Genomic DNA, 21,229 nt, shown 5'->3' with positions numbered 1-21,229 from the left:
GAATGTAATGAACCAGATAGTCTATGTGGTCGAGGACGACGAAGCTGTTCGCGACTCTCTGCTGCTCCTGTTGCGGGCGGAAGGTTACAGTACCAAAGGGTATTCCAGCGCCCAAAGCTTCCTGGAAGAGGAAGTCGCCGATCTGAATGGCTGTCTGGTTCTGGACATCCGTATGCCTGGCATGACAGGCATGGAGCTGCACAAGAAGCTGCTTGAGCTGGGGTGCGCCCTGCCAGTGATATTCGTAACCGGGCATGGCGATGTGGCTATGGCTGTGGAGGCGATGAAGCTGGGAGCTGTGGACTTTGTGCAGAAGCCGTACCGAGAAGAAGATTTGTTGGAGAAGGTGAAAGGCGCTTTGGCGATGGACGCTGAACAGAAAGAAGCGTTGCGCCACAAAGAGAAATTGCGTCAGAAGATAGAGTCTTTGACTCCGCGCGAGCTGGAAATCATGGAAATGATGATTGAAGGCAACGCTAATAAAGTAATCGCCATTGAACTGAACATCAGCCAGAGAACCGTGGAAATCCACCGCTCCCGTGTCATGCAGAAGATGGGAACGCATTCTCTGGCGCAGTTGGTGCAGATGGTGCTGGCCGCAAGAAGCTGATTTCTGCGGCATCCGCCGCAGCTTTCCCTGGGGTGAAAGTCGCCTCGAGTCTGTAAGGGTTATCGCGTATTAAACGGGATGATACGGCTGTCTATAGTCGCAAGTTCCGGCATTTTTCTCGGTGGAGCATGGCGACGGTAGATAACAAAGCAGTATCCAAGCTATCCAGACAGGACCAGATTCTGCTGGTGGATGATAATCCGGCTAACCTGAAAATCCTTTACGAAACGTTGGATGGCCGCGGCTATAAGCTGTTAGTGGCGGATAGCGGCGAAAAAGCGCTTAGCATCGTTCGTAAATCCCACCCTGACTTGATTCTTCTTGATGTCATGATGCCAGGCATGGATGGCTTTGAGGTGTGTCGCACCTTGAAGCAGGACCCTGCCACAGCATCCTCTTCGATTATTTTTCTTTCCGCCTTGGATGACACGGACTCCAAAGTGATGGGCTTCGATGCTGGCGGCGTGGACTACATTTCCAAGCCGTTCCAAGTTAAAGAAGTGATCGCAAGGGTGGAGACCCACCTGAAGATCCATCGCCTGGAACAGCAACTGGAAGCCCGTAATCGCGAGTTGCAGATCGACAAGGCGAGTATCCTGTCCGCCATGAGCGAGGGCATATACGGGCTGAGTCGTCGCGGTGAAATCATTTTCGCCAACTCGGCGGCAGGACGCATGAATGCGTGCGACGAAGACAGCCTTCTCGGGCGTTCGTTCGTGCAATTGCATTTCAGTCAGGCGGAAAACCCCGAGGGTGAGAACGCATTCGATTTGGATCGGATGACTGAGCGTCTACAGCGCGTATTAAGTAAAAATGAGGCGTTACGCATCGGAAACGCTTTGTTTACGCGTCCGGATGGCTCTGTCTATCCCGTCGCCTTTACGGTTACGCCGACGGCGCGGGACGATCATGCTACTCATGCCGTTGTGGTATTTCATGACACGACGGATGAGATTAAGCAGGCTGAAGAGCTGGAGGCCGCGCGGCAAAGCGCCGAAGCGCAACGTTCCCAGCTCGCGCATATCTCTCGCTTGAGTATGATGGGAGAGATGGCGGCGGGCATCGCTCATGAGGTGAATCAGCCTCTTACCGCCATCGTCAATTACATCCGTGTCGCCAACCGCATTGCTAAGGCGGAGCAGTTGGACAAGGCGCTGATGGACGAAACGCTGAAGAAGATAGAAAGTCAGTGCCTACGCGCCAGTCAGGTTATTCAGCATATTCGCGATTTCGTTAAGAAGCCTTTGCAGGGTAAAGAGATGTTGTCCGCCAACACGCTTGCGAGAGACATCCTCGAGTTGGCGGAAATAGAAGCCAAAGAGCACGGCATTGAGTTGCGCGCGAATATAGAGCCCTCATTACCGGAACTCTACATTGAGCCGGTGCAGGTGCAACAGGTGGCCTTGAATCTGTTACGTAACGGCATGGAGGCGATGGGGCACGCGAATATGCGCGGCGCTGTTAAGTTCAAAGTCGCTCAGGCCAATGGTAAGGGGATTTTGTTTGAAGTGACGGACGAAGGACCTGGCGTCGCGGAAGAGCATCAGAACAACTTGTTCAGCCCTTTCTTCACCACGAAAAAGTCAGGGATGGGGATAGGCCTGACGTTATGTCAGTCCATCATTCATTCTCATGGCGGCGAAATTGGCTTCAGGCCGGGGGAAAGCGGCGGCAGCACTTTTTATTTTACGCTGCCGGTGCGTAATAAGCCGGTAGGGAAGCGGGATCAACCCGCTGAATCAGCTCAGTAACATTGCAGGCAACGGCCTGACTAACAGTCCCGCGCGTTGACCGGGTCCTACCTTGGAGTTAGGGAAGACAATGCGCACAGGGCTGCCGGAAACAATGTACTCCGTCTCCTCATCCTTCCAAACTGAATAACCCACCTCCAGCTCAGTGAAGTTGGGGGTGTCTTCCGCGATGTTTAGCTGGAAGTTCTTGCCTGTATTAATGATTTCGTCAACGACCTGATACTGCTCAGGCAGCTTTCCGCTGTGGGATTTGATCGCGGCGTCGTCACCGGCGATCAACGCCAGAAGCTGGTCTTTAAGATTGGCGAGTCCCGCCAGGTCGTTTTCACCAAATGGATGCACTTTGCCCAGCTCCACTGTGAAACTCTCTGCGGCGTACTCTGCTGCGCTCCAACCTGAAAATGTCGCGGCGGGKTTGTTTTGCAGCAGGACGGCTTCCACTCCGCTGGCGGCTAGCAGCTTCAGTTGTAGAGTGGGGCACTGTCGGGCTGGCAGGAATGGATAAACGGCGAACTTTTCGATTTGCGAACCCCGAATTGCTGTGTGCAGGTCATAGTGCCAACAGCTCTCTCCAGCAGGGACAAAGTCTTGTACCTGTGCGATGAGTTCCGCCGCCCGATTGGGCTCATACCCGGGACCTGAGGTGGCGCTTTCCTTGAAAAGGCGATTGAGATTGATGTCAATAAAGCGCTCCTGCGCCCTCATGGCGGGAGGATTTCCGAGGAGAAAAAGACACTCTCTGCGCACAGGATGAAGTCCTTTCAATAGCTCGGAAACGATTTCGTTCACGATTTCTATTGGCGCAGTCTCGTTGCCGTGCACGCCTGCGGAAAAGACCAGCTTGGGTCCGACGGGAGAGGAGGGGGCGCAGGTTAGCGCGCCGTGGCCGGTGAGGCGGAACACCACACCGTTATTTTCTACGACTTCCCTTTCTTGCGCCGCTTCCCGCCCCTCAGGGATGTCAGCCAGCGTGGCGGATAAGAAGTCCTTGTGAGGGGCGAATAAAGCGCTCATAGACAAATCAGCTTCCTACAGGTCTCAAGTGAGCCATGAGCTTGTGTTCCAGACGCTTGAAGATATAAATGATGGTGAAGGTCAGGCACAGGTAAATCATGGCGACAAAGGTGAAAGCCTCGAAAGGCGCATAGTACTTGGAATAGATGTAACGGGCGGCGCCAGTGAGGTCGATAATCGTCACTACGCTGGCGATGGCGCTGGCGTGCAGCATGAAGATGACTTCGTTGCTATACGCTGGCAGGGCCCGGCGGAAGGCGTTAGGCAGAATGATGCGACGCATGCTTAACCACCAGGACATACCGTAAGCTTTGGCGGCTTCGATTTCCCCTTGAGGGGTTTGCTGAATGGCGCCGCGAATGATTTCTGTTGTGTACGCAGCGGTGTTCAGAATGAAGGCGAGCAAGGCTGGATAAAACGCGTTGGCCAGCAAGGGCCAGATGAAAGAGTCTTTCACGCCGGGAAGCGCAGGCAAGCCGTAATAGATCAGGTAAAGCTGAATCAGCAGTGGCGTGCCTCTGAATATATAGGTATAGAGCCAGATAGGTTTGTTTATCCAGGGGTTCTTGCTGGTGCGCAATATGCCTAGTGGAATGGCGATAACCAGGCCAATCAGCAGTGACAGGAAGACCAGTTGCACGGTGACCGTCAAGCCATCCCCGTAGTACTCCAGAGTGCCGACGTTGAAAATTTTATTCTGGTTGAGCCAGGTGGTAAGGGTCTCGATCACTGGGAAGCTCTCCTGGAATCAACATGGTAGTGAGTTTCCAGCTTTTTGAAGAAAAACTCGGAAATGGAAGTCAGCGCCAGGAATATTAAAAGCACGGGAATAAAGAACATGAATGGCGCTTGCAGTGCGGCGGAAGCCTGATGGGCGGCTCGCACCATATCCTCCATGCCAATGACGGAAACCAGCGCAGTGGTTTTCAGCATAACCAGCCAGTTGTTGCCCAAGCCGGGAAGGGCGTGACGCATCATCTGCGGAAACATAATGCGTTTGAAAATCTGCCAGCGATTCATTCCGTAAGCCAGGCCAGCTTCAACTTGGCCGCGCTCGACGGCGAGAAAAGCGCCGCGAAATGTTTCTGACATATAGGCGCCAAAAATAAAGCCTATGGTCAACACGCCGGCGACGAAGGCGTTGATGTTGATGTAAGTGTCAATTTCAAACTGGTCGTAAAGCCAGTCTGAAAGGCTGTTCATCATTATCTGGCCGCCATAAAAGATCAGCAGCATCAGAACCAGATCGGGCACGCCCCTGATCACGGTGGTGTAAGCGGTGCCTACTGCTTTGGAAATCGGGTTTCTGGATAGTTTTGCGGTTGCGCCCAACAATCCCAACAGCAAGGCGAGCAATAGAGAAAGTATGGCTACTTCTATGGTAACCAATGATCCTTTGAGGATAGTGGGGCCGTAACCTTTCAGATCTAACATAAAATCGCCTGATCGATTGATGGTAAGGGGAGGCCGGAGCCTCCCTTAAGATGCTTACTTGCCGTAAACGTCGATTTCGAAGTACTTGTCGTTGATTTTCTTGTACACGCCGTTGCCACGGATTTTCTTGATGGCGGCGTTGAATTTGCTAGCCAGGTCGGTATCGCGCTTACGCACAGCGACGCCAGCGCCTTCGCCGAAGATGCGGACGGGTTCAGTGATCATGGGGCCGGCGAATTCGAATTCTTTGCCCGCTTCTTTCTTCAGGAAGCCGCCATCGGCAGCCAGTGCGTCAACGAACAGCAGGTCCAGACGGCCGGCTTTCATATCCAGGTAAGCTTCGTCCTGGCCAGCGTAACGCTTGATGTTGACGACGTCTTTCAGTTCTTCGCTGACATAGGTGTCCTGGATAGTGCCGCGCTGAACGCCAACGGATTTGCCTTTCAGCTGATTCATGTCGGAAGGATCAATGCCCGCGCCTTTCTTGGCTACCCAGCCGGAAGGCGTGTTGTAGTATTTGTCGGTGAACAGAACTTTTTCACGACGCTCTTCGGTGATGGACATGGATGACAGGATAGCGTCGTACTTACGAGCCAGCAGTGCAGGGATGATGCCGTCCCAATCTTGCACTACCCATTCGCATTTCGCTTTCATTTCCGCGCACAGCGCATTGCCGATTTCGATATCGAAGCCTTCCAGTTCGCCAGCGGCGTTTTTGGAGGCGAAGGGAGGATAGGTTGCGTCAACGCCGATACGGATTTCTTTCCAGTCTTTAGCTTGGGCTGACGAAAAAGCCAGTACGGACACCAAGGTAATGAGTAACTTTTTCATGAAATTTCCTCAACATTTATTATCAGACTGATGGCTTGGCCACCGTTTTCTAAACCCCATTTTCTGCGAAAGTGCAGCGATGAACCGAAGGACGTCGCGCACGGTTTAATTGGCCCTGTATAGGATTAATACTTCGGAGCCAAAAACTGTCGAACCCGCTCGGAATCCGGGTTGTTGAATACTTTATCAGGAGAGCCTTGCTCCTCGATTTTGCCTTGGTGCAGAAACACCACTTGGCTGGAAACGTCGCGGGCGAAAGCCATCTCGTGGGTCACCACAATCATGGTGCGGCCTTCTTCCGCCAATGAACGCATGACTTTCAGCACCTCGCCGACCAACTCTGGATCAAGCGCGGAGGTGGGTTCGTCAAACAGCATGACGTCCGGCTCCATCGCCAGCGCTCTGGCGATAGCGGCGCGCTGTTGCTGTCCGCCGGACATTTGTGCGGGATAGTAGTTGCGGCGCTCCCAGATACCGACCTTCTGAAGATAGCGTTCTGCGCTTTCCAGGGCTTCTTTTTTGGGGACGCCGAGCACATGAATGGGCGCTTCAACGATGTTTTCCAGCACGGTCATGTGTGACCAGAGGTTGAAACTTTGAAATACCATGGACAGTCGGGATCGCATGCGTTCCACCTGCTTGATGTCCGCAGGCTTGCGTTCTCCGTTTCGACTGGTGGTGAAGGTGATTTGTTCGCCGTGAACTTCTATTTCACCTGAGGTAGGGATTTCAAGCAGGTTGATGCATCTTAAAAAAGTACTTTTGCCTGAACCTGACGAACCAATCATTGAGATTACGTCACCTTTTACGGCTCTAAGCGAAACCCCTTTCAAGACTTCCAGGTCATTAAACTTCTTATGTACGTCTGTGACTACCAGGGGGGCTTTTTCAGCCATGTAAACCTCCGGTTGAGAGTGGGCGATGCCGACAAATCGACTTAATAATAGTAGTTAGCTCCGGCTACCACCTATTCTTTGCATGTTGTGAGAATAGAATGTGGCATTTGAGCCTTTCATGCCAGGGTAGTCTCTTAGAAGCTACTCATCTAGGACTTCGCTAAGGGATAGGCGAGTGGCGAGGAAATCATCGAGGTAGGACATACAGATCCCAATAAGTAGCGAGCTGCAGAAGCGTACGCAAATGTGTTGGGAATGTTCTGTAACCATCATATGAGCCAGACCGCTTTAACTTCTATTTGATCCATAGTGCTTGCTCGTGCACAGGATACTTTCTTGTTTTTAGAACTGAGTCTTGTTGTTCTGTCTGTTGTTATTATCACAAATCACGCTTTTTGAACTAGCGGTTCCTCCGTATTCCATCCGAAAAGAATTTTAATGTCAACCAAGCTCTGATTGCGGAAATTACCTATAGATTCGTCGTTAAATTTTTAAATCGCTCTTGTTTTGGAGTTTGTTGATTTCTGTATGTTTTTGTTTTCATGGCATATTTCAGAGCGCCGTCGAGCGCCCGAATATTTTCGTTAAATTGGCGTTTCGACGGTGTAATCGGACAAATGGGGGATTGTTGAAAAGTCAGGATGACTGGAAAAAGTGGCGAAACAGGAAAATCTACTTCTTTTTTTTCTTTTCGGAGGGCTTGGCGGGGACATAAACGACTCTGCTCAAAGAGAAACGATCATGCCAGCTCAGTTTCTCTTTGTCCCAAAGAACCCAGAGATATCCCAATCCAAGACAAACGGCGGAGGCGGCGGCGCCAAAGAAGCGCAGCAGGCACTGACTCCAGTTCACCTTGAATCCGTCTGGATTCTGAATGCGAATGCGCCAGACCTGCATGCCGAGAGTCTGCCCTATGCGTCGCCAGAAGTAGGCGAAAAAGAAGAAGGTAGCCAGAAACAGGCTGCTGGAAAGCAGTGGGTCGCCGATATTTTTACCTGCGTCAGCCTCCATTTGCATCGCCTCAGAACCGATAACCATTCCGCGTAGAAGCATATAAATCATGGTGGTCACCATCCATACTGCAATCAGCAAAATGGCGTCATAAAACATGGCTGCGAGGCGGCGCCACAAAGGGGCGGGTTGGAGTTGCGCGGGGTCTTCCGGAAAGCGATTCGATAGCATAAAAATGAGGACTCTCAAGGCGACTGAAAACTGCGGCGGGACTATACCACAGGTGACTTTTTCTGTCCCGGCGCGATCAAATGGAAAGTATGTGGCACAGTGCGGTGACGCCCGTCAGTCTTCCCGCCAGTTGCGGCAGATTGCGGCGAGACATGGCGCTTTGCATTTGCAGCAGTCGATACACGAGGAGCAGGGCGAAAACGAGCGAGCCTGTCATCCACAGTGGCGAGTTCAAGTGGCCCAATGAAATCAAAGCGATATACCCGGCGGCGGTTAATCCCAAGAGGGCCAGAAACGCCAATTTGGCGCGGGGTAACCCTAATATAGATGAAAGCGTGCGATCGCCATGGCGCAGATCTTTTTCTATATCCCGAATTTCATTCGCCATTAACACCAGGGAAATTAGGGGGCCGAAGGCTATTGAGTCCAAAAGCAGCGCTTGCGACCAAACTCCTGTAGCGCTGAATCCCGCGCCAGTAATCAGGAGCGGGCCCATCAATACGAATACCAATATTAACCCCAAGCCCCGGCGTTTCAGGTTAAAGGGCTCAATGGTATACGCCAGGCACCCCGCAAAGCCGGCTATGGCCAATAAGGCGATTACCGGCCCTCTCATAAACATAATGACACTTCCTAAAATCGCAGCGGAGGCGAAACACGCCATTCCCAGAGTGAAATTATGACGAATGGCGTGAATTTGATCGGAACTCAGGCGCAGCTCGGGCTGGCGTTGATCGCTCCAGTCATTGATGAGGTTTACTCCGCACTGCGCCAGCAATGTAGCGGTGAAAGTCAGTGTAGAGAGTAGTGTTGAGAAGTTGGCGTCAGAGTATGTGCGGGCGAAAGCGATACTACAGCAGGCGACGGCGATGATCAGGGAGAATGGCCGTAATGCTGAGGCAAATCTGTATTTGTTGGTCGTCGGGGAAGTTGCGGCTGTCATAGCTGTTGGATAATCAAATGGTTACCTGCAAGCATAACCAAAAATTCCTAGAAATTAACTTTTAATAATGCAAAGTCGCTAAAGAAAGCGCGGGAACTGACGCTAACTATATTGCCCTCGTTGAAAATGGCTTTACGGGGAGGGCGTAAACAGGTTTGGGGGAGGGCGTTTAAATGCACTTTGCAATGCCGGCGATAAATAATCTGCTTTCTGGTTCTCATCATGGTTCTGGCTCTGAAGCGTCTGAGAAGATGCGTCATGGCAAGGGCGTGGGCGGCAATGTCGCTGCATATGATTTCAGTTACTCCAGCACAGAAGTTTCCTATAGCCAAAGTGGCGGCGGTCGGGATTTTTCCGTTCGAGTTTTTGAAGCCAGGATGTCTGGGCGTCTCGCCAGCTTTGGGGTAAAGCCCGCTAATGATTCTTATCAGCCACAAGTCCCTACTCCCCAAGATGTCGCCAACAAAGTCCTGGGCTTTGTAGAAAAGAGAATTGAAAACGCCGCCCGTAACGGCGCCTCGCCGGAAGATCTGGAAAGCCTGTTTGCTCAAGCCGCTGAAGGCGTTGATCGCGGATACGCAGAAGCGATGGAGGAATTGGACGCTCGCGGCTTGATCACGGATGAGCTGCAAGAAGATATCGATTCAGGTTATCAGCTGATTCAGGATGGCTTGGCGGGACTGCGTGAGCGTTATCTGCCTTCAGACAGCCCCACTGACCCTCAGCCTCAAACGCAAGAACCTGATGTAGTCTATGTGCCGCCGGGATACGGCGAGCCGGATGTTATTTATGTGCCTGATGGGTATGGCGAGCCAGATGTCATTTACGTTCCGGACGGGTATAACGGCTCTCAGGGCTCAAATTCAGATTCTGACGCAGGCGCTTCTCAGACTGGCGGTGATGCGCCCTCGCGTCTTGGCGGTATTGCTGAAGCGTTGTCCGCCAGACGGTCATCTCTTTATGCCGCGAATGTGGGTATAAACGTGCAGACTCAGGATGGCGATAATGTGCGCATTCGCATGGTGGAAGCATCCGGCTCACAAACCTCACTGAATTATCGTCGCGGCGAAAATGGCGAAGCCATGCAGTTCTCCAGTAACAGCTTCAGAGTCGGCTCTTTTGAATTCTCCGTTGACGGCGAGCTGGACGAGGACGAATTGAATGCGCTGGCGGATATGCTGCAGCAAGTTGAAGGGATTGCAGCCTCTTTCTTCGGCGGCGATATGGACGCAGCCTTTTCCGCGGCAATGGATATGAACGTAGATGGCAGTGAAATCGCCAATTACGCCATCAACATGCGCAGCCTGCAGTATGAGCGTGTGGATACCGCTTACCGCCGTACTGAAGGCGCTGGCGACGCCTTCCAGTCTCTGGCGAAACACCGCGACATGTTGGCGGATTCCTTGAATAAAGCGTCTATGTTCGCTGACCCGGCGCGTCTGGTGCATGAGTTCCTGAGTCAGATGTTGCAAACCCGTCAGGACGAAGCGCCCGCCTATCAGACACAGTACGTGGACTTCGCGAAAGAGTTGCTGGAGCGCATGTCCGCCTAAGCGAAATTCGTCTTTTACTACGGCGCAGTTTAACCAAGCTGCGCCGTTTGCGTTTTAAGCCCCCCACCGTTCATCTCTATATGTAAAATTGCGCATTCCATAATCTACAGGGCCGTTTTTTACCCCGCAGGTTCTATGGTAGAGTACGCAGCTCAGCCTTTTGCGCGCAATTCAGTCATCGCGCGGGTCTCACTATCGAAATCACCCAGAACGGAACAGGTATGAAGAGTTCAGAAATACGCAGCGCCTTTTTAAAGTATTTTCAGCGTAACGGGCACGAAGTTGTCGCCAGTAGTTCGCTGGTTCCGGCGGATGATCCTACATTGCTGTTCACTAACGCCGGTATGAATCAGTTCAAAGACGTGTTTCTGGGCAAGGATAAGCGTAATTATGACCGGGCGACCACTTCGCAAAAGTGCGTGCGCGCAGGCGGCAAGCACAACGACCTGGAGAATGTCGGGTATACCGCTCGTCACCACACATTCTTCGAGATGCTGGGTAACTTCAGCTTTGGCGACTACTTCAAGCGCGAAGCGATCAATTACGCATGGGAATTCTTGACGTCATCGGACTGGCTCAACATCGACAAGAGCAAGTTGACCGTAACGGTTTACGCCTCCGATGACGAATCCTACGATATCTGGGCCAATGAAATTGGCGTGCCGAAAGAGCGCATCATCCGCATTGGCGATAACAAGGGCGCGCCCTATGCGTCGGACAACTTCTGGCAGATGGGCGACACCGGCCCCTGCGGCCCATGTACCGAAATTTTCTACGACCACGGACCGCACATCGCGGGCGGGCCTCCTGGCAGTCCGGATGAAGATGGCGACCGCTTCATTGAAATCTGGAACGTGGTTTTCATGCAGTTCAATCGCACCGCTGATGGCGAGATGCATCCGCTTCCCAAGCCGTCTGTGGACACAGGGATGGGCCTTGAGCGCATCTCTGCCTTGATGCAAGGCGTGCACTCCAACTACGAGATTGATCTTTTCCAGGAGTTGTTGGCCGAAGCTTCCAAGGTGCTCGGCGGCGCGTCTACTGAGGAGCCAGCGCTGCGGGTTATCGCTGACCATATTCGTTCCAGCTCGTTCCTGATTGCTGATGGCGTGTTGCCTGAGAATATCGGGCGTGGTTCCGTATTGCGCCGTATTATTCGTCGCGCTGCACGCTACGGCAACAAAGTGGGTGCGACTGAGCCATTCTTGCATAAATTGGTCGCTAAGCTCGTGGCGTTAATGGGAGATGCTTATCCAGAGCTGAAATCCTCTCAAAGCAAAATTGAAAAGACACTGCTATTGGAAGAAGAGCAGTTCGCCAAAACTTTGGACAAGGGCTTGCGCTTGCTCGAGCAGGAGCTAGAGCAACTCAAGGGCTCCATCATCCCAGGTAAAACGATCTTTACTCTTTATGATACCTATGGATTTCCGGTGGAGCTGACCAACGATATCGCCAGAGAAAGAAGCTTGGCGATGGATATGGACGGCTACGAAGTAGAGATGGAAGCTCAACGTAAGCGCGCGCGTGACGCAGGATCTTTTGGGATGGATTACAACGCTGGTCTGAACATAGAGGCGTCCTCTGAATTCACGGGCTATACCGAGCTTGCTGGCAGCTATAAGGTGCTGGCCTTGTTCGCCGGTTCAGATAAGTCTGACGCCCTGACTGCTGGTCAGCAAGGCGTAGTCGTGTTGGATAAGACGCCGTTTTACGCAGAGTCGGGCGGTCAGGTGGGCGATACCGGCGTGCTGAAAACCGATACCGGTGTATTTATCGTTAAAGACACCAAAAAAGAAGGTTCGGCGATTGTGCATATTGGCGCGGTCTCTGAAGGTGAGATCAAAGCGGATCAAACCGCAACGGCGGAAGTGGATCGTCACAAGCGTAAAGCCACGGCTCTCAATCACTCTGCTACGCACTTATTACACGCCGCTTTACGTAAAGTATTGGGAGATCATGTCGCACAGAAAGGCTCCTTGGTGGACCCTGAGCGTTTGCGTTTTGACTTTGCGCACTTTGAGCCGATGACGCAGGAGCAGATTCGTCAGGTGGAATCCATCGTTAATGCACAGATTCGCGCCAATACGCCGGTTTCAACGGAAGTTATGGGAATGGATGCTGCGCGTGAGCGTGGCGCTATGGCGCTGTTCGGTGAAAAGTATGGCGATACCGTGCGTGTTCTGGCGATGGGCGAAAGCGACTTCTCCATCGAACTGTGTGGCGGCACTCACGTCGAGCGCACTGGCGATATCGGTATGTTTGTCGTTACCAGCGAAGCGGGAACAGCCGCTGGCGTGCGTCGTATTGAGGCGTTGACGGGGCAACCGGCGGAGAACTGGGTGCAGTCTGGTGACGCACTGTTGCGTGATATCGCCGCGCTGGTTAAAGGCAATCGCGAAACAGCGGCGGATAAAGTGCGCGTTCTGATTGAACGGTCCCGTCAATTAGAGAAAGAAGTGGATCAGGTTAAAGCCAAACTGGCCAGTTCCGCGGGCAGCGATCTGGCTGCTTCTGCGGTAGAGGTAAAAGGCCTCAAAGTGCTTGCCGCCAAGTTAGATGGTGTTGATCGCAAGGCGTTGATGGATACCGTCGATCAATTGAAAAACAAGTTGGGGCAAGCGGTTGTGCTGCTGGCGTCTGTTGAAGACGGTAAGGCTTCCTTGGTGGCGGGCGTCACCAAAGCGGAATCTGCGAAAGTAAAAGCCGGAGATCTGGTGAAAATGGTAGCTGAGCAACTGGGCGGCAAAGGCGGCGGACGTCCGGACATGGCCCAGGGCGGCGGCGTGGAGCTGGATAAGCTTGGTGCGGCTTTAGCCTCTGTCAATGCGTGGGTGGAAGAGCAACTGGGTTAATTCCGCGCATTCGAAAGACGAAGGCAGGGAGAAAATGCGGGCGCGCCTAGGCGACGCCCCGAGCAAAGGGAAGTGTGTGACGAAAAAATGTAATTACTAAGACGGAAAGATAGAAACATTATGGCCCTACTGGTTCAAAAGTTCGGAGGCACTTCTGTCGGTAGCGTGGAGCGTATCGAGAAGGTCGCGGACAAAGTAAAAAAGTTTAGAGAAGAAGGTCATGACTTGGTGGTGGTGGTGTCGGCGATGTCCGGCGAAACCAACCGGCTGATCGGGCTGGCCAAGGACATAATGGATGAGCCGACTCCAAGAGAGTTGGACGTTCTGGTCTCCACCGGCGAGCAAGTGACCATAGCGCTGCTTTGTATGGCGCTGCACAAGCGCGGCTGCGAAGCGCGTTCGTATACTGGCGGACAGGTCCGCATTCTTACGGATAACGCCCACACTAAGGCCCGCATCCTTGAAATTGACGAAAACAATATTCGCGCTGATCTGGATGCAGGTCGTGTGGTTGTCGTCGCGGGCTTCCAGGGCGAAGACGAGAGCGGCAATATCACCACGCTTGGTCGCGGCGGCTCGGATACCACTGGCGTTGCTCTGGCGGCGGCGTTAAAGGCGGATGAGTGCCAGATTTATACCGACGTGGATGGCGTTTACACCACTGATCCGCGCGTCGTGGACAGCGCGCGCAGACTCGACAGCATTACCTTTGAGGAAATGCTGGAAATGGCGAGCCTGGGCTCCAAAGTTTTGCAAATACGCTCGGTGGAGTTCGCCGGCAAATATAACGTTCCCTTACGTGTCCTTTCATCGTTTGAAGACGGTCCGGGCACGCTGATAACAACAGAGGATGATGAGAATATGGAGCAACCCATAGTATCGGGCATAGCTTTCAACCGCGATGAAGCCAAACTGACCGTATCCGGCGTGCCGGATATCCCTGGCGTGGCGTCAAAGATCCTTAAGCCGATCAGCGACGCTAACATTGAGGTGGATATGATCGTGCAGAACGTGGGTGAGGATAATCACACCGACTTCACTTTCACTGTGCACCGCAATGACTTCAACAAGGCCAAAGCGATCCTTGAGAAGCTCTGTAAGGAGCTTGAGGCCAGAGAGGTGAAGGGGGATAGCAAGATCGCCAAAGTCTCCATTGTCGGCGTTGGCATGCGCTCTCATGCAGGCGTCGCCACCACGATGTTTGAAGCGCTTTCCAAAGAAGGCATCAACATCCAAATGATCTCCACTTCTGAGATCAAAGTTTCTGTCGTGATCGATGAAAAATATCTGGAATTGGCGGTTAGAAGCCTGCACGGCGCTTTCGAATTGAGCGAAAAACCGGCGTAATTTTGGATAAAACATTGGCTTTTGCCTGGAAATAACTAAAATAGGCGACCTGTGTGATGCAGGTCGCACGTAAATATAGAAAAAGATCAACCGGAATCCGCAATTTCTTAACGACGGTTATTAACCGTCCTTTTAAAAATCGGATTCTCGATAATAATAAAAAAGTGCAGTAGGTTGACGAAGGGCTTGTAGAGCGCAGTAAATCTACAAGTAATCGACAATTAGGTCATTTTTTGGAATAGGTCGTTCTTTAAGGAGAATAAGATGCTAATCTTAACCCGCCGTGTAGGCGAAACTCTGATGGTTGGTGATGATGTAACCGTTACCGTTCTGGGGGTGAAGGGTAATCAGGTGCGTATCGGTGTTAATGCGCCGAAAGAAGTAGCTGTACACCGCGAAGAAATTTATCAGCGTATCCAGCGTGAGAAGTCTGCTCAGGCTGGCGAGTCGGACCATCAGGACGATTAATTGACGGTACCACAAACTTTTTTTGAATAAGGACTATCATTCTTAAAATTTTGTGGTACTATACGCCCCGCTTTTGCGGAGAGATGGCCGAGAGGCTGAAGGCGCGCCCCTGCTAAGGGCGTATGGGGGAAACCTCATCGAGGGTTCGAATCCCTCTCTCTCCGCCACTTTAAGTTTTTGATGCGCGCTCGTAGCTCAGCTGGATAGAGTACCTGGCTACGAACCAGGCGGTCGGAGGTTCGAATCCTCCCGAGCGCGCCATTTAAAAACCTTAAGTTGTCAATTTGTTGCGCGCTCGTAGCTCAGCTGGATAGAGTACCTGGCTACGAACCAGGCGGTCGGAGGTTCGAATCCTCCCGAGCGCGCCATCTCTTAACTGTTTTTGCAGTATCCAAAACAGTAGATGTTAGGAAGCCAATCGCGGCTTCAAAATAAGATGTCTACAAACCAAGTTTCTTAGTTTTCAATCCAGTTCAACTCCTTCTCGTCAATGCCGTTTTTCTTCACCGGCGCGTCATTGTTTTTCAAGCTATGGTGTTGAGTTCTCAGTTTTTTTAGGATTTTTCGTCAATAGGGGAAAACCGAAGTTTTACGGTTGCGCACCCCTGGTTTTATCGGTATCTTACGCAAGATTTGCCGCCGAGAAGCGGCCCTGCGTTTGTTCTTTAAGCACATGGAATGCCTCTTCGTTGGCGTCTTCATGCTGGTATATCAAAGACAGGTATCGATCATATGAATGAGCTTTTTCAGCAGGCGGTCACCCTGATGGTAGCGGGAATGGGATTCGTATTCGTATTCCTGGCTATACTGGTCGGCGCAACCAATTTGATGTCGAAAGTCGTCAATCGCCTGGCGCCGGAAATTCAGGTAGTCCCCCCTCCCACCGCAGGCAATCCCACGCCGCCTCCGAATAACAATAACGACACGATGGCTGTTATCGCAGCCGCAATCGCTAAACACCGTTCACGCCACAAGAAGTGAACGCAAGGAAATTCGCGAGAGTAAACGAAAGGCTAATAACCCATGACAACAACGAAAAAACCACTAGGTATTACGGACGTAATATTGCGTGATGCGCATCAGTCGCTGCTGGCCACACGAATGCGTTTAGACGACATGCTCCCCATTGCCGAGAAGCTTGATCAAGTCGGCTATTGGTCCATTGAGTCCTGGGGCGGGGCGACTTTCGACTCCTGTATCCGTTATCTGGGGGAGGATCCATGGGAACGCATTCGCGAATTGAAAAAAGTGATGCCAAACACGCCTCAGCAAATGTTGTTGCGTGGGCAAAACCTGCTGGGTTATAGACATTACGCTGACGATGTTGTCGAACGCTTTGTAGACCGCGCTGCGGCTAACGGCGTTGACGTATTCCGTGTCTTCGACGCGATGAACGATCCTCGAAACCTCGAGACCGCGATCAAAGCAGTGCTGAAAGTCGGCAAACACGCGCAGGGCACCTTGTCCTACACCGTCAGTCCCGTGCATACCATTGATATGTGGGTGGAGCTAGCCAAGAAAATTGAGAGCATGGGCGCGAACTCTATCGCCATTAAAGACATGGCGGGCCTGTTGAAGCCCTACGTGGCGTTTGAGTTGGTCAGCCGTCTGAAGAAAGAATGCTCCGTGCCTATTCATATGCATTGTCACGCCACTACTGGCATGTCCACGGCTACGGCGCTTAAAGCGGCGGAAGCGGGCATCGACAATGTAGACACCGCCATCTCTTCCATGAGCATGACCTACGGCCATTCCCCTACGGAGGCGCTGGTCGCAATTCTTGAGGAGACAGACCGCGATACAGGTCTGAATATCAACCTTCTGGAAGAAATCGCAGGATACTTCAGAGAAGTGCGTAAGAAATACGTCAAGTTTGAAGGCAGCCTGAGAGGCGTGGATTCCCGCATCCTGGTGGCGCAGGTTCCTGGCGGCATGCTTACCAACATGGAAAACCAGCTGCGTGAACAGGGCGCTATCGACAAGCTGGACGCAGTGCTGGAAGAGATTCCACGCGTGCGCAAAGACCTCGGTTTTATTCCCCTGGTGACGCCCACGTCGCAAATCGTCGGCACTCAGGCGGTACTGAATGTACTGACGGGCGAGCGCTATAAATCCATCGCCAAAGAAACGGCTGGCGTGTTGAAAGGGGAGTACGGTTCAGCACCGGCGCCGTTCAATGCTGAACTGCAGGCCAGGGTCTTAGAAGGCGCTCAGCCTATCACCTGTCGCCCCGCGGACCTGATAGAACCAGAATTGGATAAATTAACGGATGAGCTGAAGAAGCTGGCGTCCGAGAAAGGCGTGAAGTTGGCGGCGCAAGCAGTCGACGATGTGCTGACCTATGCGCTGTTCCCGCAAGTGGGCCTGAAATTCCTGGAGAATCGCGGCAACCCTGCGGCGTTTGAGCCGATTCCCAGCGCTGACGACCTCAAGCCTGCCGCCCCCGCAGCCAAAACTACGGCGCCTGCAGGCGGCCCAGAGGTGTACACCATCGTTGTTAACGGTCAGACCTATGTGGCGCAAGTGTCAGAAGGCGGCGATATTACTCAGGTCGCGGCTGTCGGAGCGGCTCCCGCTCCTGTTTCCGCAGCGCCGGCTCCTGCGCCAACTGGCGGAGGCGAGCCTATCCCTGCGCCATTGGGCGGAACTATCCTGCGTCTGGTCGTACAGGCGGGACAAACCGTTCAGGAAGGCGACGTGCTGCTATACCTGGAAGCGATGAAGATGGAGACGGAAATCCGCGCGCCGAAAGCCGGACATGTCGCCAGCATCGATGTCAAAGTGGGCGATGCGGTCTCGGTCGGCCAGTCTCTCTTGAAACTGGCTTAAGAGGTAGCGTTGTATGAACGGATTGTCCCAGCTGGTATACGGCAGCGGCCTGTATAACCTGGAATGGGGGCAGGCGGTCATGATGGCCATCTGCCTGGGTTTGCTGTTCCTAGCGATACGCAAAGGCTTTGAGCCTTTGCTTCTGCTGCCGATTGGTTTCGGCGGTTTGTTGGCGAATATTCCTGAAGCCGGTCTGGCGATGTCGGCGGTTGAGAACGCGATTCACCTGGGCTCTCCCGAACAACTGGCCAGCCTGGCGGCGGCGTTGAATATTCCTTTTGACGTCACGCAGGCGGTGACGCCGGAGATCCGGCACGAGTTCATCGTGGCGTACAAGGGCGCCCATGCAGCGATGCATCAGGCGGTCTCTTTTGCTGCGCAGGACATGGGCTTCACCAGCGGCATGCTGTATCAGTTCTTCAATGTCGCCATTATGAGCGGCGTGGCGCCTCTGCTTATCTTCATGGGCGTTGGCGCGATGACTGACTTTGGTCCGTTGCTGGCGAATCCGAAGACGCTGATGCTTGGCGCTGCGGCGCAGTTCGGTATTTTCGGTACGGTGCTTGGCGCTGCGGCGCTGGACGCTTCCGGTATGATTCCTTTCTCCATCAAAGAAGCGGCGGCGATTGGCATCATTGGCGGCGCTGACGGTCCGACCTCCATTTATGTAGCGACGCTGTTGGCCCCTCATTTATTGGGCGCTATTGCGGTCGCGGCATACTCTTACATGGCTTTGGTGCCGTTGATTCAGCCGCCGATCATGAAAGCGCTGACCAACGACGCAGAGCGTAAGATCAAGATGGAGCAGCTGCGCCATGTAACCAAGGCGGAGAAAATCGTTTTCCCGATTATCCTGCTGATTCTGGTCGCCATGTTCCTGCCAGACGCAGCGCCGCTGTTGGGTATGTTCTGCTTCGGCAACCTGATGCGTGAGTGTGGGGTGGTGGATCGCTTGAGCGATACTTCGCAAAACGCGCTCATCAACATCGTCACCATCATTCTGGGTCTTTCCGTGGGCAGTAAGTTGTCCGCTGACAAGTTCCTGGACGTGCAGACGCTGGGCATCCTGGTGCTGGGCATGCTGGCGTTCTGCGTGGGCACTGCGTCAGGGGTTTTAATGGCGAAGCTGATGAATAAGCTCCCCGGAACCCAGGTCAACCCGTTGATTGGCTCCGCTGGCGTGTCCGCCGTTCCGATGGCTGCGCGAGTGTCCAATAAGGTTGGTCTGGAGGCGAACCCGCAAAACTTCCTGCTGATGCACGCGATGGGGCCGAACGTGGCTGGCGTTATCGGATCAGCGGTAGCGGCGGGCGTCATGATCAAGTTCTTGAGCTGATTTAGCCTCACTGAGTTTCCGGCGCGGCCAATAAAAATAATACCCGCGCCGGAAAATCTCATGTCGGAATGCTACACTAGCCCGAGATGGCGTATCTCAATCCAGCATAGGGCGAAGCCTAAATGTCGCAGTTGGAAAAGCTAGCGGAACAGATCGAACAACTGGCCTCACAGTCTAAGTGGGACGAATTAATTGCTTTGGAGCCTGCTTTACGTGACGTGGTGCAAGAGAGCGTCGCGCAGACCAGCGAAGACGATAAACCTCAACTTATCGCCACACTGACTCGATTACGCAGCATATACGCCAACGCGGTTCAACACGCCGGCTCCAATCGTTCAGAGTCCGCCCAGGAACTAACCAGCGTTCGTCGTAGTTTGAAAGCGGCGCAGTCCTATCTCAACACCTCCAAGTTTTAACCTTCCTACTCAGCGGCTGTCCATTTTCAATCGCGCTGGCGACAATTTTTTGAACGTTTTTTATTCAGATGTCGAAATTCGACTATTTGCGTCATTTATTTGACCACTCCCGGAAAGCGTACTTTAATTCTTGGGAAAGAAAAGGTTACTCCTCGCAATATGGAACCGGGTGACCGAGATGGAGGCTCAGGACATTTCAACAAATGTAGTACTGAGGTTACATGACAAGCAAAGACAGCACTGTCCTCTTGGTCTGCGATGACGATGCGCGTAGACAGGCCATAGAAGTGATACTGGCGTTTCTGGGCGAGCCTGCTCTGGCCACGGATGCGGATAACTGGGTAAAAGCGTGTAAAGACGCCTCATTGAGCGCTATGGACATGGCTGTGGCGTTGATGGACGCCAGCGTGACGCAGGTGGAAGATTTTCTCGCCAAGCTGGAAGAATGGGACCCGGGCCTGCCTGTGCTAATGCTGGGGGAGCGTGACCTGTCTGAAATCGACGAAGACCTGCGTCGCAAGATCATTGTTCAGCTCGAAGAGCTGCCTCACTACAACAAGTTCATGGATAGTCTGTATCGCGCGCAAGTTTATCGCGAACAGTACGCGGCCAAGAGCGGTCGCGGCAAACAACGGGAAATCCTGTTGTTTCGCAGTCTGGTCGGCACCAGTCGTAGCGTGCAGAAAGTACGTGAATTGATGTCCCAGGTCGCGGACAAAGAAGTCAGCGTGCTGATCACTGGCGAATCCGGTACTGGTAAAGAAGTGGTCGCGCGCAACCTGCATTACAACTCCCATCGTCGCAATCAACCTTTTGTTCCCGTTAACTGTGGCGCGATCCCTGCGGAGCTTCTGGAAAGTGAACTTTTCGGTCATGAAAAGGGTGCGTTTACCGGCGCGATCACCTCTCGCGTCGGACGCTTTGAACTGGCGCAGGGCGGTACCCTGTTTCTGGATGAAATCGGCGATATGCCGTTGCACATGCAGGTCAAGATTTTAAGAGTACTGCAAGAGCGCACCTATGAACGGGTTGGCAGCAGCAAAACGCTGGAGGCCGATGTGCGTATCATCGCCGCTACCCACAAACATCTTGAAGATATGATCGAACGGGGCGACTTCCGGGAAGACCTCTACTATCGCCTCAATGTTTTTCCCATCGAAATGCCGCCTTTGCGGGAGAGAGCGGAAGACGTGCCGCTGCTGATTAACGAATTGATATCCCGCATGGAGAAAGAAAAACGCGGCTCCATCCGTTTTAACTCTGCGGCGATCTTGAGCCTGTGCCGCCATGAATGGCCTGGCAATGTCAGAGAGCTGGCGAATCTGGTGGAGCGGTTGGCGATCATGCACCCCTACGGCGTGATTGGCGTGCAGGAGCTGCCGCTGAAATTCCGCCATGTCGAGGATATCGAGCAGGGCATGGAAGACCTGGATGAGGGCTACTCAGGGGAGCCTGGTCTGGTGGGTCTTAATTCCCCGGCGGTGCTGCCGGTGAATGGACTGGACTTGAAAGAGTATCTCGCCAACCTGGAAAAGAGCCTGATCAAACAGGCCTTGGATGACTCCGGCGGCGTCGTCGCCCGCGCGGCGGAACGTTTGCATATTCGCCGTACCACCTTGGTGGAAAAAGTACGTAAGTACAATCTCAACGCTGACGAGTAGAGCGAACTTCTTTCCCTGTTAATTCGGATTTTATTTCCTGTTGAGCCCGGCGTTGTCCGGGCTTTGTCGTTTTAACTTCTGGCGCTTCATGCTTATCAATAAATCA

18 protein-coding genes and 3 tRNA genes are annotated in these 21,229 nt (G+C 52.9%); 14 read left to right on the top strand and 7 right to left on the bottom strand.

What is annotated here, in order from left to right; all coding sequences use genetic code 11:
- Nucleotides 1-7: 7 nt before the first annotated feature.
- Nucleotides 8-610, top strand: a complete 603-nt coding sequence (locus KP814_RS00890; protein ID WP_241567000.1) for a response regulator transcription factor — start codon at nt 8-10, stop codon at nt 608-610.
- A 128-nt stretch (nt 611-738) separates the two neighbouring features.
- Nucleotides 739-2,361: a response regulator gene (locus KP814_RS00885; RefSeq protein ID WP_216734977.1), complete on the top strand. Its 1,623-nt coding sequence runs from the start codon at nt 739-741 to the stop codon at nt 2,359-2,361.
- Here the strand turns inward: KP814_RS00885 and astE are convergent.
- The 7 genes from astE to KP814_RS00850 all read right to left on the bottom strand — a co-directional run bounded on the left by astE (nt 2,350) and on the right by KP814_RS00850 (nt 8,661).
- A complete protein-coding gene (astE, locus tag KP814_RS00880) occupies nt 2,350-3,375 on the bottom strand; it encodes a succinylglutamate desuccinylase (RefSeq protein ID WP_216734976.1) in 1,026 nt (341 codons plus the stop codon). The genes KP814_RS00885 and astE overlap by 12 nt on opposite strands.
- Before the next feature lie 7 nt (nt 3,376-3,382).
- Entirely contained in the window at nt 3,383-4,102 is a 720-nt protein-coding gene (locus KP814_RS00875) for an ABC transporter permease (protein ID WP_371824021.1), read from the bottom strand.
- On the bottom strand, nt 4,102-4,809 hold the full coding sequence (locus tag KP814_RS00870) for an ABC transporter permease (RefSeq protein WP_216734974.1): 708 nt from the start codon (nt 4,807-4,809) through the stop codon (nt 4,102-4,104). Before KP814_RS00870 ends, KP814_RS00875 begins: the two co-directional genes overlap by 1 nt.
- A gap of 54 nt (nt 4,810-4,863) precedes the next feature.
- Nucleotides 4,864-5,640: an ABC transporter substrate-binding protein gene (locus KP814_RS00865; RefSeq protein ID WP_216734973.1), complete on the bottom strand. Its 777-nt coding sequence runs from the start codon at nt 5,638-5,640 to the stop codon at nt 4,864-4,866.
- 125 nt (nt 5,641-5,765) lie between these two features.
- Nucleotides 5,766-6,536: an ABC transporter ATP-binding protein gene (locus KP814_RS00860; protein ID WP_216734972.1), complete on the bottom strand. Its 771-nt coding sequence runs from the start codon at nt 6,534-6,536 to the stop codon at nt 5,766-5,768.
- A 672-nt stretch (nt 6,537-7,208) separates the two neighbouring features.
- Nucleotides 7,209-7,718, bottom strand: coding sequence for an RDD family protein (locus KP814_RS00855; protein ID WP_216734971.1), 510 nt, complete (start codon nt 7,716-7,718; stop codon nt 7,209-7,211).
- Between the two features lie 76 nt (nt 7,719-7,794).
- Complete coding sequence (locus KP814_RS00850; RefSeq protein ID WP_216734970.1) at nt 7,795-8,661, bottom strand: prenyltransferase; 867 nt, start codon at nt 8,659-8,661, stop codon at nt 7,795-7,797.
- Between the two features lie 173 nt (nt 8,662-8,834).
- Between KP814_RS00850 and KP814_RS00845 the strand changes: the two genes are divergently transcribed.
- The 12 genes from KP814_RS00845 to KP814_RS00790 all read left to right on the top strand — a co-directional run bounded on the left by KP814_RS00845 (nt 8,835) and on the right by KP814_RS00790 (nt 21,123).
- A complete protein-coding gene (locus tag KP814_RS00845) occupies nt 8,835-10,214 on the top strand; it encodes a DUF5610 domain-containing protein (protein ID WP_216734969.1) in 1,380 nt (459 codons plus the stop codon).
- 221 nt (nt 10,215-10,435) lie between these two features.
- On the top strand, nt 10,436-13,066 hold the full coding sequence (gene alaS / locus KP814_RS00840) for an alanine--tRNA ligase (RefSeq protein WP_216734968.1): 2,631 nt from the start codon (nt 10,436-10,438) through the stop codon (nt 13,064-13,066).
- A gap of 120 nt (nt 13,067-13,186) precedes the next feature.
- Nucleotides 13,187-14,413 carry an aspartate kinase gene (locus KP814_RS00835; protein WP_216734967.1) on the top strand — a complete coding sequence of 409 codons (1,227 nt, stop codon included), beginning with the start codon at nt 13,187-13,189 and terminating at the stop codon, nt 14,411-14,413.
- A 264-nt stretch (nt 14,414-14,677) separates the two neighbouring features.
- Nucleotides 14,678-14,881: a carbon storage regulator CsrA gene (gene csrA, locus KP814_RS00830; protein WP_011398946.1), complete on the top strand. Its 204-nt coding sequence runs from the start codon at nt 14,678-14,680 to the stop codon at nt 14,879-14,881.
- Nucleotides 14,882-14,958: 77 nt separating this feature from the next.
- Nucleotides 14,959-15,048, top strand: a tRNA-Ser gene (locus KP814_RS00825).
- 17 nt (nt 15,049-15,065) lie between these two features.
- Nucleotides 15,066-15,142, top strand: a tRNA-Arg gene (locus tag KP814_RS00820).
- A 30-nt stretch (nt 15,143-15,172) separates the two neighbouring features.
- A tRNA-Arg gene (locus tag KP814_RS00815) sits at nt 15,173-15,249 on the top strand.
- A 364-nt stretch (nt 15,250-15,613) separates the two neighbouring features.
- Nucleotides 15,614-15,862, top strand: coding sequence for an OadG family protein (locus KP814_RS00810; RefSeq protein WP_127969085.1), 249 nt, complete (start codon nt 15,614-15,616; stop codon nt 15,860-15,862).
- 42 nt (nt 15,863-15,904) lie between these two features.
- A complete protein-coding gene (gene oadA, locus KP814_RS00805; RefSeq protein ID WP_216734966.1) occupies nt 15,905-17,710 on the top strand; it encodes a sodium-extruding oxaloacetate decarboxylase subunit alpha in 1,806 nt (601 codons plus the stop codon).
- Between the two features lie 13 nt (nt 17,711-17,723).
- Nucleotides 17,724-19,046 (top strand): sodium ion-translocating decarboxylase subunit beta, encoded by a 1,323-nt coding sequence (locus tag KP814_RS00800; RefSeq protein ID WP_216734965.1) that lies wholly within the window; start codon nt 17,724-17,726, stop codon nt 19,044-19,046.
- 122 nt (nt 19,047-19,168) lie between these two features.
- Complete coding sequence (locus tag KP814_RS00795; protein WP_216734964.1) at nt 19,169-19,462, top strand: flagellar protein FliT; 294 nt, start codon at nt 19,169-19,171, stop codon at nt 19,460-19,462.
- Nucleotides 19,463-19,683: 221 nt separating this feature from the next.
- Nucleotides 19,684-21,123 (top strand): sigma-54 dependent transcriptional regulator, encoded by a 1,440-nt coding sequence (locus KP814_RS00790; protein WP_216734963.1) that lies wholly within the window; start codon nt 19,684-19,686, stop codon nt 21,121-21,123.
- Nucleotides 21,124-21,229: the final 106 nt, after the last annotated feature.

The sequence above is a fragment of the Hahella sp. HN01 genome (assembly GCF_018986435.1).
In the GTDB taxonomy this organism is placed as follows: domain Bacteria; phylum Pseudomonadota; class Gammaproteobacteria; order Pseudomonadales; family Oleiphilaceae; genus Hahella.
Note: the sequence above shows the minus strand (reverse complement) of the source record. Positions and strands in the feature narration are given on the sequence as shown.